General features: G+C 47.3%; 11 protein-coding genes and 2 tRNA genes. All 13 read left to right on the top strand.

The genetic code is table 11. The features are described 5' to 3' along the window. The 13 genes from pyrF to MKZ12_RS20575 all read left to right on the top strand — a co-directional run bounded on the left by pyrF (position 1) and on the right by MKZ12_RS20575 (position 12,213). On the top strand, positions 1-741 hold the full coding sequence (pyrF, locus tag MKZ12_RS20635) for an orotidine-5'-phosphate decarboxylase (protein WP_339256390.1): 741 nt from the start codon (positions 1-3) through the stop codon (positions 739-741). After that, positions 738-1,379 carry an orotate phosphoribosyltransferase gene (gene pyrE / locus MKZ12_RS20630; RefSeq protein WP_339235861.1) on the top strand — a complete coding sequence of 214 codons (642 nt, stop codon included), beginning with the start codon at positions 738-740 and terminating at the stop codon, positions 1,377-1,379. Before pyrF ends, pyrE begins: the two co-directional genes overlap by 4 nt. Before the next feature lie 272 nt (positions 1,380-1,651). Then, the gene (locus tag MKZ12_RS20625; protein ID WP_339256388.1) at positions 1,652-2,599 is read left to right on the top strand and encodes an ABC transporter ATP-binding protein; all 948 of its coding nucleotides are present in this window, start codon (positions 1,652-1,654) and stop codon (positions 2,597-2,599) included. Then, positions 2,562-3,671, top strand: a complete 1,110-nt coding sequence (locus MKZ12_RS20620) for an efflux RND transporter periplasmic adaptor subunit (protein WP_339235857.1) — start codon at positions 2,562-2,564, stop codon at positions 3,669-3,671. Before MKZ12_RS20625 ends, MKZ12_RS20620 begins: the two co-directional genes overlap by 38 nt. Further along, on the top strand, positions 3,671-6,580 hold the full coding sequence (locus MKZ12_RS20615; RefSeq protein ID WP_339256386.1) for an FtsX-like permease family protein: 2,910 nt from the start codon (positions 3,671-3,673) through the stop codon (positions 6,578-6,580). The genes MKZ12_RS20620 and MKZ12_RS20615 overlap by 1 nt, the downstream gene beginning before the upstream one ends. Positions 6,581-6,582: 2 nt before the next feature. Beyond that, positions 6,583-7,446, top strand: coding sequence for an ABC transporter ATP-binding protein (locus MKZ12_RS20610; RefSeq protein ID WP_339235853.1), 864 nt, complete (start codon positions 6,583-6,585; stop codon positions 7,444-7,446). 21 nt (positions 7,447-7,467) lie between these two features. Beyond that, positions 7,468-8,919: an extracellular solute-binding protein gene (locus MKZ12_RS20605; RefSeq protein ID WP_339235850.1), complete on the top strand. Its 1,452-nt coding sequence runs from the start codon at positions 7,468-7,470 to the stop codon at positions 8,917-8,919. A 107-nt stretch (positions 8,920-9,026) separates the two neighbouring features. Then, entirely contained in the window at positions 9,027-9,218 is a 192-nt protein-coding gene (locus tag MKZ12_RS20600) for a hypothetical protein (protein WP_339261571.1), read from the top strand. Between the two features lie 71 nt (positions 9,219-9,289). Further along, positions 9,290-9,363 (top strand) — tRNA-Met (locus tag MKZ12_RS20595). Between the two features lie 56 nt (positions 9,364-9,419). Then, positions 9,420-9,493, top strand: a tRNA-Ile gene (locus tag MKZ12_RS20590). Between the two features lie 184 nt (positions 9,494-9,677). Continuing rightward, positions 9,678-10,103 carry a hypothetical protein gene (locus tag MKZ12_RS20585; RefSeq protein ID WP_339235847.1) on the top strand — a complete coding sequence of 142 codons (426 nt, stop codon included), beginning with the start codon at positions 9,678-9,680 and terminating at the stop codon, positions 10,101-10,103. A 235-nt stretch (positions 10,104-10,338) separates the two neighbouring features. Next, positions 10,339-11,895, top strand: coding sequence for a tetratricopeptide repeat protein (locus MKZ12_RS20580; protein ID WP_339235844.1), 1,557 nt, complete (start codon positions 10,339-10,341; stop codon positions 11,893-11,895). A 138-nt stretch (positions 11,896-12,033) separates the two neighbouring features. Continuing rightward, positions 12,034-12,213 carry a hypothetical protein gene (locus MKZ12_RS20575; RefSeq protein WP_339235841.1) on the top strand — a complete coding sequence of 60 codons (180 nt, stop codon included), beginning with the start codon at positions 12,034-12,036 and terminating at the stop codon, positions 12,211-12,213. The last annotated feature ends 139 nt before the right edge of the window (positions 12,214-12,352 follow it).

The following is a 12,352-nucleotide window of genomic DNA, read 5'->3' as shown; positions in this document are numbered from 1 at the left end:
ATGAATCACGCGAGTTTCAATGAAATGGCTGGCCGTCTGATGGTGGCACTCGATTATCCTGGAGCGGAAGAAGCGAAAGCATTGGTACAAGCTCTTGAAGGCATTCCCTGTTATCTCAAGGTGGGAATGCAGCTGTTCTACGCAGCAGGACCGGACTTCATTCGGGAGCTGAAATCTAAAGGGTATTCCGTTTTTCTGGATGTGAAAATGCATGACATTCCCAACACCGTTCGTGGCGGTGCTGAGAGTATCACGCGTCTTGGGGTAGACATGTTTAATGTGCATGCCGCGGGTGGAACGATCATGATGCGTGCTGCACGTGAAGGTGCTGAGGCAGCTATAGCCGCCGATCCTTCCTTACACAGACCCGAGATTATTGCGGTCACCCAACTGACCAGTACAAGTCTGGAAACGATGAACAACGAGATTGGCATCCTGGGCAGCGTGGAAGCTGCTGTGGTCCGTTATGCAGGACTGGCCCAAGAGGCCGGATTGGATGGGGTTGTTGCTTCTCCGCTGGAAGTGCCCGCAATTCGGGCAGCGTGTGGCAGTGCTTTTCACACCGTTACACCAGGAATTCGTCCAGCAGGTAGTGGTCTGGGAGATCAGACACGTGTCTTGACGCCAGGTGAAGCGATCGCCAGAGGAAGCCATTACATTGTTGTAGGCAGACCGATTACAGGCGCTCCCAATCCGCGAGAAGCGGCAGAAACCATTTTGAAGGAGATGTTGAACGCATGATCGAACTGAATGAGATTCCGAACCATATTGCTTCCCAACTGTTGAAAATTAAAGCCGTGGCATTGCGTCCGCAGCAGCCATTTACATGGACTTCCGGTATCAAATCACCAATATACTGCGATAACCGCTTAACGATGTCCTATCCCGAGATTCGCAACGATATTGCTGAAGCCTTCGCAACGATTATTCGTAACCAATACCCGGAAGCAGAAGTCATTGCGGGTACGGCAACCGCAGGGATCCCGCATGCTGCCTGGGTGGCTCAGAAGCTGAATCTGCCGATGGCCTACATTCGTGATAAAGCGAAAGGACACGGTAAGGAGAACCTGATTGAAGGTCTGATTACCGAAGGACAAAAAGTAGTTGTCATTGAAGATCTGATCTCTACAGGTGGCAGTTCCATCAAAGCAGCAGAAGCTGTACGCGTAGCAGGTGCAACGCCGCTCGCAGTGCTTGCCATCTTCAGCTACCAGCTCGATAAGGGTGTTAAAGCCTTCGAAGATGCTGGAATTCCGCTTCAGACGCTGTCCAATTACACGGCGCTGATGGATGTGGCTCTGGCTCAGGGAACGATTCAGGAGAGTGACTTTGAGTTGCTGAAATCCTGGCGTGAAGATCCTTCTTCATTTGGAAAATAATATCATTGCATAATGCAATATGTGTTCAATGTTAAACGGTATCAAAATTGTAATGATTGCCGTCACAGCGGCAAAACCATCGAATATGCAAGAGGCATCCCATACATTGGGGTGCTTTTTTCGTTTGTTCATCAAAATATTAACTTTTTCCCTCTACCGTTGTAAAAAGCTTGTAACTTTTAGTTGTGATCGGTCGTTTATAATTCAGTGTAGGTTGGAACAGATTTCTAATTTTAGGTTTTTTGAAGAAGTGAACGGGATATGAAGAAAGGATGAGCGTGATTGCTGGCATGAAGAATTTATTTCTCAGAAAAAGACCTGCCAAGAGCCAGTCAGGCGATGAAAATCAACAGGGGGAAGCAGAGCTGGAGGCACCGACGGTTTCGGGAGAACATACATACAACAATGAACACGATCATCCGTCGAGTGAACCTCTGGTACCTGAAAGTGAAATCGCTTCAGATGAAGTGGCTGCAACTGCTGTCACTTCCGTTGATAACCCCCCGAAGAAGATCAAACCGAAGAAGGATATATTGCCTCCATATGATGGACCTGTACTGGAGGTGCGTAACGTGCATCGCAGTTTCCAGACAGGCAGTCGTATCATCCATGTGCTCAAAGGCATTGATATGGAAGTGAATCCGCAACAACTGGTCATGCTGAAGGGGCGATCTGGCTCAGGCAAAACAACGCTGCTGAATATGCTCGGTGGATTGGATCAGCCTTCAAGTGGAGACATTCTGTTCTCCGGCCAGCCTCTTCAGGATTGGGGAGACCGGCGGCGGACCGCTTTGCGGCGCAAAGAGATCGGTTTTATTTTTCAGGCGTATGCACTCATGCCCTTATTGTCTGCTTGGGAAAATGTAGAACTGTCGCTGCGAATGGCGGATGTTCCGCGAGCGGAGTGGAAGGACAGGGTTGGTCACTGTCTGGACCTGGTTGGACTATCCAAACGGGTGAAGCATCGACCTTTCGAGATGTCCGGGGGAGAGCAACAGCGGGTAGCTATAGCCAAGGCTATTGCCCACAGACCCAGATTGTTGCTTGCGGATGAGCCTACAGCGGAACTGGATTCCAAGATGGGCGCTCAGGTCATGGCCGTATTCCGCAATATTATTGAAGTAGAACAAGTAACGATATGTATGACTACACACGATCCTACAATTTTGGAGGTTGCGGACCATGTTTATGAAATGGCGGACGGCAGATTTATCAAGTAAAGGGGCCGCTCCGAAGAGGGGGAAACGCGCAGCGCTTATTGTACTTGGTGCGATAATGGTTGCAACGATGTCTGGCTGCTCATTGCTGCCGTCAGAAACAGAGGAAGAAGTGCTTCCGCCAATTACACCACCAACGATCTCTAAGAAACCGGAATATGAAGTCCGGACTGAAACGTTGGAGAAAAGAGTAAGTGGAAGTGGCAAGATGATGAGTCAGCGGGAAGAGAAGGTGTACTTCACGCTTGATGGCATGCATGTCAAAGAGTTAAATGTTAAACCAGGAGATAAAGTGAAAAAGGGTCAACTTCTAGCCGTGCTCGATGTGGAAAGTGTGGAGAAGGAGATCCGTGGCAAGAAACTGGCTATTCGCAAATCCGAAGTTCAAATGAAGGAAACACTCCGCAAAAAAGATGAGATGGACCCTGTAGAGTTCGAAGAGGCGACCATTGCGTTTGAAGAACTACGCCAGGAACTCGCCGATCTGGAAGCGCAACTGGGCAAAGCTACGTTGACTGCTCCGTTCGGTGGTACCGTAATTGCTGTGCAGGTTGAGAAGGGCGCAGCCGTGAAAGCGTATGACCCGATTGCTACGATTGCGGATACATCGAATCTGGTTGTGGCAGCTACCTTTGCAAAGGAAGATCTGGAGAAGTTCTCAGCCGGTATGAAGGCAGAAGTGGACATTAATGGAGCCGGTAAAGTCGCTGGCAAAATTAAAGTCATGCCTCTGGCTGAAGCATCGGGAAGCGGCAGTGGCGAAGGAACGGGGGAAGGCGGGACGCCTCCAACGAAGGAAACGCTGGATAAGTATGTAATCGTTACACTTGCAAAAATGCCAAAAGGCGTGGAACGTGGCACACCTCTATCGGTCTCTATTGTGACGCAGCGTACCGAGAACGCGATTGTGATTCCTGTATCCGCTTTACGCTCCATCGGTTCAAGAACGTATGTACAAGTCGTGGAGAGTGATGGTAGCAAGCGTGAAGTGGACGTTGAAGTGGGCCAGCAGACATCGACAGATGTTGAGATTCTGAAAGGTCTGACCGTAGGCGAGAAAGTAGTGGGACGCTAATGGGGCTGCCATTGCTTCGACTGCTGTTCCGCAAAATGTGGAACACGCGCTGGATGACCTTCAGCACATTAATCGGATTAATTGTGGCGGTTGCGTTCACCGTCAGTATTCCCATGTATGCCGATGGTGCACTGAAACGGGTCGTCGCGCAGACGTTACAGGATAATAGTGAAGGATTGCCAGCGGGTTCGTTGCTCATGAGTTATCAGGCACCTGGTGGTGTGAAGACAGACACAAGGGGTCTGGATGAAGTAGATCGATATATTCGTGAGGATGTTCCTCGCGAGATCGGTTTCCCATTCCATACGTATGTGAATGCCAGATCCATTCGCAGCACCGAGGTGAGTCCAGAGGATCCAACCAAAGTGGACGCCAGCCGGGTGCGCAGTATGAGTATGGGCACGATGAGTGGACTGGATGCACAGGTGAATTACTCAGCCGGAGTGAAACCTGGCAATCAGGTCAAGGACGATATTATCGAGGCAGTCATGTTGGAAGAAGGCATGTATCGTAACGATCTGCATATCGGTGATATTCTGGAATATCCGGTATACAGCGGTCTTGATATTACGTTGCGTGTGAAGATTACGGGGTCTTTCAAAGCAGATGATCCAAACAGTCCTTACTGGGTACAGGGATTTGACGGTATGATGAATGGACTTTATGTGGATGAATCGGTTTTTAATGATGTTTTACTGAAAGAAAAAGGCATCCCACTTCAAAACTCACGTTGGTACTATGCCTTCGATCTGAAGGAAATTCAAACCAGCCAGCTATCAGGTCTGACTTCCATGCTGGAAAGGCTGGATATCGATCTGTATCAGCGGCTGAAAGATACAAAAGTGGACATTACCTTCGGTGATCTGCTCAAGCAGTTCCGCAGTCAGAGTCTGCAATTGCAGACGATGTTGTTTACCTTGGCAGCACCGATGATTGCGATGGTCTTTTATTTTATTGCTATGAATGCCAGACAGTCATTACAGAAGCAAGAGAGTGATATTGCGGTATTGCGCAGCCGTGGAGCTTCCGCTCGGCAGATCTTCTCTCTCTACCTGCTTGAAGGTATATTTTTGGGCGCTATTGCGCTAATTATCGGGCCGTTGCTCGGTTATTTTATGGCCAAGAGTATTGGTTCAGCGAGTGGATTTCTATCCTTTGTTGATCGAAAGTCGATTCCGATTGGCGTATCCAAAGAAGCCATTCTTTTAGGTGTAGCAGCAGTGCTTGTTGCCATTATTGCCTCCCTGATCCCTGCGATAACCTATGCACGGGCAACCATTGTATCAGCCAAACGGCGGCAAGCACGTACAGACCGTGCTCCAGTATGGCAACGCTGGTTCCTGGATGTTGTGTTACTGGGTCTGGCTGGATATGGATACTACCTGTTCTATGAACGCCAGATGTTGACTTTCCAGACGGGAATGACAACCGATCAGTTACAGGTACAGCCGTTTCTGTTCTTTGTACCCGCACTCGCGATCTTTGCGCTCGGACTATTCTTCCTGCGTTTGTTCCCGTGGATATTGAAGCTGATTCAGCTGATTGGTCGCAAGTTGCTCCCGGTCCCGTTGTATCTGACATTAACGCAGCTATCGCGTTCATCTTCGTCTTATTATCCGCTGATGATCCTCCTTGTACTGACATTGGGACTTGGGGTGTACAACTCGGCTGCGGCTCGGACGATTGATCTGAATTCCACTGAGCGCACCTTGTACCGTTATGGTTCTGATGTGATTATGCAGACGGTGTGGGAAGGAACACCTGAGGTTAAACCCGGCGGTTCCGGGCAGAATGGCGGCACGGGTGGAGGTCAACAAGGCGGTGGTGGTACGGGTGGTGGCGCTCCCGGCGGAGGAAATGGCGGTGGAGGTGCTCCAGGTGGTGGCGGCGGTTCTTCGCAGCCATCCAAAGTCATCTACTCCGAACCTCCTTTTGAAGTGTTCCGCAGATTAGATGGTGTCGAACATGCAGCAAGAGTACTGCAGACCAAAGGCAATATAATCGTCTCTGGTAAATCGGGCGGGCAGGGGATGCTGGTCGGGATTGATAATGTGGATTTCGCTCAAGTGGCTTGGTTCCGCAATGATCTGTTCCCGGCACATCCCTACAAGTACCTTGACTTGCTCGGCAAATATGAAGGGGCTGTATTGATCTCTTCCAAATTTGCTGACAAATTCAAGCTGAAAACCGGAGACCTCGTCTCCATGGGTATACAGGGACAGGCGATTGAATTCGTAGTCTTCGGAATCATTCCTTACTGGCCATCCCAGTATCCGGATCAGATGCCATTCTTCGTGGCTAATCTGGATTATATCTATGACCAAGTGCCTCTAATTCCTTATGAGGTCTGGCTGAAAATGGAACCGGATGCCAAAGTGGCTCCATTAATGGAGAAACTTGCAGCAGAAGGGATTGAGTTATCTTCTGTGCGTGACGTACGCACCGAATTGGTATCTCAGGGTAAACACCCATCACGAGGTGGCGTATTCGGAATTCTGAGCCTTGGTTTCCTGGTATCGGTGATTATCTCGTTGATTGGATACGTGCTGTACTGGTTCTTCAACCTGTCCGGACGTGTTGTGCAGTTCGGTGTATTACGTGCCATGGGATTGTCTCGTGCACAACTGAGCGGCATGCTGCTGCTGGAGCAGGTATTCACAGCGGGGCTATCGATCCTGTTAGGTATTGGTATTGGTCAGGTATCCAGTCGTTTATTCCTGCCATTCCTGCAAACGACGGATAATGTATCTGCTCAGGTACCTCCGTTCCGGATTGTCTTTGAGCAGCAGGATATGTTGCAACTGTATGGGGTTACTGTGGTGATGCTGGTCATTGGTGCAACGATGTTGCTCTGGCAGATTCGCAGACTGCGTGTTCACCAGGCGGTCAAAATGGGAGAGGAGAGGTAAACGTGATCCAATGCGAAGGACTTGTCAAAATTTTTAAATCCAGCGATGTGGAAGTCGTTGCCCTTCAGGGTCTCAACCTGACTGTCAATCAAGGTGAAATGATGGCCATCATTGGTAACAGCGGTAGCGGTAAATCCACACTGCTGAATATTCTGGGTGGACTTGATCGTCCTACGGCGGGTACGGCTGTTGTGGGAGACTGGGATTTGCTGAAGATGACAGATGCCCAATTGGTTGAATACAAACGTCATACGGTAGGTTTTATCTGGCAAAATAACGGTCGTAACTTGCTGCCTTATCTCACGGCATTGGAAAATGTGGAGACGCCCATGATTCTGGGAGGCAAGCGTGATCGTGCTTACGCGAAACAATTGCTCGAATGGGTAGGGCTTAAGGATCGGATGAATAACAAATTGCATCAATTGTCAGGAGGAGAGCAGCAACGGGTAGCGATTGCGATCTCCTTATCCAATCGTCCCAAAATTCTGCTTGCAGACGAACCAACGGGTTCGGTCGATTCCGAGACATGTGATACAATCATGGGCATTTTCCGAAAAATGAACAAGGAACTCGGCGTTACGATTGTCATCGTTACCCATGACTTGACGTTAGCTGGCAAGGTAGACCGGATCGTTGCGATCCGGGACGGCTTGACCAGTACCGAGTTTGTGAAGCGCAACCCGAATTTGGACGATGAGCATAGCTTATCCGAGACGGGTATGCCGGACATTCATGAAGCATTTGTCATTATTGACCGTGCTGGGCGGCTTCAGGTGCCAAAAGAGTATCTGGAGGCCTTAGCCATCGATAACCGGGCTACATTGGAATTTGACGGTGAACGCATTGTCATTACACCGCCAAGATAATTAATGAGGGGGAATTGGGAGATGAAGAACAGGTTGTGGGGAAAACGTGTGCTGGCTGTCATGGCTACTGCGACGCTTGCATTGCCGCTGATTGCAGGATGTACGGCAAGTGAGGCGAAGGATACAGAGCAACGTGTATTACGTGTGGCTACTATGTGGGGAGGACAAGACGACAGTTATTTCCGTCAACAATTTACCGATGCTTTTGAGTTGACCCATCCCAATGTAACCATTGAGATTGTAGCTGCCGTTGATCAGAGCAGCATGTATGGGTATGGCAACACCGAAGAACAGCAGGAAGTTCCGGATACGATGGAAAGTCTGAAGAAGATAATGACTGGCGATAATCCGGTTGACGTCATCGTGGCAGATACCTCTACAGTCAAATCATTAATTCAGGAGAATCTGGTGAAACAGCTGGATCCATTAATGCAAGAAGACAAGTTTGATACGACAGACATTGTTCCTAGTGTGCTGGAGGGTATCAAAGATCTGGGGGATCAGAGCATTTATGCATTGACACCAACGTTCTCCTCTTCCGCTTTGTTCTATAACAAGGGCATGTTTGAAAAAGCAGGCGTGGAACCGCCAACGGACAATATGACTTGGGACGATATCTTCAATCTGGGTACCCGACTTACAAAAGGCGAGGGTAAAGATCACGTATTTGGTTTCACCTTCACGACATATCAGGGTGGTTCGCCTTACTACTCCATGCAGCAGTACTATAGCGCGTTGCAACTGAAGACGTTCGATGACAAAGCAGAGAAGATGACCGTAGATTCTCCTCAATGGGAGAAAGTGTGGAGTACCATCAGCAAACTTGCCATTGACAAAGTCATCCCTAAAGGAGACGAACCGCAGGATCAGAATCCTAGCGGACGTTATGATCCAATACAGGGTGACCTGTTCCTGAGCGGCAAGGCAGCCATGGCTATTGGTGATTACAGCTATATTAATCAATTAATTGATGCCAATAAAAATGCAGATAAAATGAAAGACTTTACGAAAGTGGATTGGGATGTAGTTACACCTCCAGTTCACCCGGAAGCTCCTGAAATTGGAGGTAGCATCTACCTGAGCAATCTCATGGCGATCAATAGTGCGGCTCAGAACCCGGATGATGCGTGGGAACTGATCAAGTACATGAACAGTGAAGATTGGGCTAAAATCAAGGCGCGTAGCAGCTATGAGATGGTGTCCCGGAAGAGCTTCATCAAGCCAAAAGATGGCTTGGATTACAACATACAAGCTTTCTATTCTTTGAAGCCGATTCCGCCAACGAATACCAACCTGGATAAAATGTATCAAAAATCCCCAGGTCTATGGCAAGTGAACGAAAAAGGCATGGAATATTTCAATCAGGTTCTCGAGAACAAAAAGACACCAAAAGAAGCACTTGGTGAGTGGGCAGCTAAAGGAAACGAGATGCTGGAAAAATTGAAAAAGGATCCTAAAGCCACGTTTCAATGAGAAATGAGAGTTGATTGAGTAGTTTTATTATAAGGATAGCCGCTGAAGATTTTATCTTTGGCGGCTATTTTTATGAAAATGGGGTATTCTACAAAAAGCAGGAATAAATGACGACTCTGGAAAGGACGAGCGGTATGCACTGGGTATATTTCAGCAAGTTGTATGCAACCAAATTTCAGGCAGGATGTCTGGCCAAGCGTATGGAACAGGATGGATGGATATATGGTCATAATGAACCGGCGGAAGTGGAAGTTTATCGATCACGCAAGGGTCGTTACGGTGTGCGATTTATTCCCTGACATTACCCCTTGACTTATAGGGTAACAATAGTGTATATTAATTAAGTCGCTGTTTTAATATTTCTTACTGACGCGGGGTGGAGCAGCCCGGTAGCTCGTCGGGCTCATAACCCGAAGGCCGCAGGTTCAAATCCTGCCCCCGCAATTTAGTTTCACTTGGATGATTTACAGCCATCATCTGCACGTTATACATTATGTCTAGGGCCCTTAGCTCAGTTGGTTAGAGCGGTCGGCTCATAACCGATTGGTCACAGGTTCGAGTCCTGTAGGGCCCATACTCTTGAAACCCTTGCCTAGCAAGGGTTTTTTTCTGTCTGCAATCAGCTGCTAGAGGAAATGCGTAACTTTGTTGTTGGTATCTTTCTAATATGCCCTTTTTTGTGAAAGTCAATGTATGTCCATGCCATATCTCAAATCTCGCATATACTACCTTATCCCAACCCATAGGAGGTAGATTTCATGAGTCAATTTATTGATGCAAGAACTTCGCAGAATGCGAGCTTGGCGAACTCGATCGCAATACCAATCCTTGTTATTAACACGCCACAATTATTTGGCCAGATCGGTCTAATCACAGGAGGCAGTATTGGAGCTAACCCGCGGGTGCAATTTACGGGAACGGTATCTGTGCAACTGCCACTGGCACTCGTGGGTATAACGATTACGATTGTCAGAGGAACTTTGTCAACAGACCCAGTTATATATTCGGCAACTTCAACTTTCAATTTAAGTGTATTGGCACCTCAGGTAATTACGTTCTCGGCAAGTGACTTCGATCCGCCAGTAACCCCTCAATTGACGTACACGGCATTTATCAGCTCCAACTTGCTTGGTACGATCCGTGTAGGACCTGAAAACTTTGAGGGAGCTTTGTATTCGGACTAATGTTACCATCCTTGTTTTAAAAATATATTAATAGTCTTCTTAATGAAAAGACTCACAGACCTGCCCTCAAAAGCAGGTTTTTTTCGTGTTTAAGAGGGGAAACTGATCTTCATCGAGTAGGCAGGGTTCTATGATATAATGCATGTACAGAGATTGATTGGCATTGAAAATAAGTAGTGTCTAGAACATCCGAGAATCTTATGAAATTAGTGATAGAAAGCAGGTTTCCATTTTAATGACGTCAAATGAAAGTCAACGTTTTCGTTACAGTGAAGCTCCGGTCTGGGATTGGCAGAGAGCCTATTATGAACAGAAGGGCTTGCAAGCTTGGACAGAGAATCAAGTCCCACAATATATTACCAGTAATCCGATGATTGCCACGGCGTATGCAGAGATGATTTTTGGATTTCTTCAGGATCTCGCGAACAAGGGACAGATCACCGAGACCGTCACCATTCTGGAACTTGGGGCAGGAGTCGGGCGTTTGGCGCATCAAATTCTCTTGAAGCTGCTGGAACTCAAACAATTTGCGGGAATACAGTTACCACCTTTCAGATATGTAATGACCGATCTTGTAGCGGAGAATGTGCTCGGTTGGCAAGAGCATCCATCCATGCAATCCTTTATTCAACAAGGCATAGTGGATTTTGCACGTTTTGACGCTGTAAAGGATACAGAATTAAATCTGGTCGTCGCAGGCACGGTTATACGGCCCGGTGATCTGAAACAACCGTTGTTGCTGATTGCCAATTACTTTTTTGACAGCATTCCGCAGGAACTAATCTATATTGGGTCTGGCGAGATATATGAGTGTGATCTGCTCGTTCAGTCTCCTGATCGTCGTCATGATCTGGATCCCGCTGAGATGTTGAAGAACATGACGCTCAGTTATGAGTATCGCCGGGCGCCTGAATACAGTGCAGATAACTATCCATACAAGAGCCTTATCACATTGTACAAAGAGGAGCTGGAGGACTCGCACATCCTTTTTCCCGCAATTGGCTTGTCCTGTCTTGAACGGTTAAACAAGCTGTCGCAGTCAGGTTATGTGTTGATTACTGCTGATAAAGGGGATCATCGTCTGGATAACTGGAAGTTCGCAGAGCCACCTGAATTCGTTCTTCATGGAAGTTTTTCTTTGACAGCCAACTACCATGCGATTCAATATGTTTTGGAACAACAGGGAGCACATACTCGATTCACAACACATCATTATAAAGATCTGAATGTCGGGTGCATGTTGATGGTGGATGAACCAATCAGTTTCGTGAACACACGTCTGGCCTATCATCGATTTGTGGAACGTTTCGGACCGGATGACTTTTTTAGCATGAAACAATGGGTAGACTCTCAAATAGAGACTATGGAGTTGAAGCATATATTGCCGTTCTGGCGTCTGGGTGGATATGACGCTGAGTTCTTAATCCATAGTGCGACGCACATCTCCAGTCTTCTTCCTGATGCAAGTGATGAGGAAATGCTCGATATTCAGTCTGGTATTCATACGATGTGGTCGTCCTATTATGTGATGGAACAGCAAGGGGGGCTTGCATTTCTGGCAGGGCAGCTATTATATGAAATGTATATGTATGAGGATGCGAAACGGTTTCTGGAGATATCATTGGTTGCAGATCCAAGTAACCATAATCCAGCCGTCTTGTACGACTTGGCCGTGTGCTGTTATGAACTTGAACTGGAAGAAGAAACACTTTCCTATACCCATCAAGTGCTCGCTCTGGAACCGCAACATGAAGAGGCGGCAGCGTTGCTCCAGAGTTTTGAGTTAATCTGAACGGAGCATTGTAGTCTTGTCTCCTATATGTATAGAAATAGGGATGGTTGTATATAAAATTGAAACCTAATTGGGTTTTAATCGTATTAATGGGATATTAAACCAATCAACTATTTCAACAGAAAAGGAGACAACGGTATGAAAAAAGCCTTATCCGTTGCATTATATCCATTAATGTGGATTGTGGGTGCGTTTAGCGTGCTGTCTGTTAATGCGAATAGTGCCGCAGGCAGCGCCCTCTTTGTGAAAGACATCGGTACAGATCGAAGCTATGATGGGCAGGCTATATATGATAGTATTGAACGTAGAAATGCCTAACTACATAGCACTGAACTGTAAAGGTAATTGATTTATCGAACAATAACATGAGAATCAATTACTCTTGAAGCAAATACGATGCGCATGAATACTGCTCGTACAACCTTTAAGCCGGTTTCGTACCTTATTCAGGTATGAA

The organism is Paenibacillus sp. FSL R5-0713 (genome assembly GCF_037973325.1).
Classification (GTDB): domain Bacteria; phylum Bacillota; class Bacilli; order Paenibacillales; family Paenibacillaceae; genus Paenibacillus.
The sequence above is the reverse complement of the archived record's forward strand: the minus strand, read 5'-3'. Positions and strand labels throughout refer to the sequence as shown.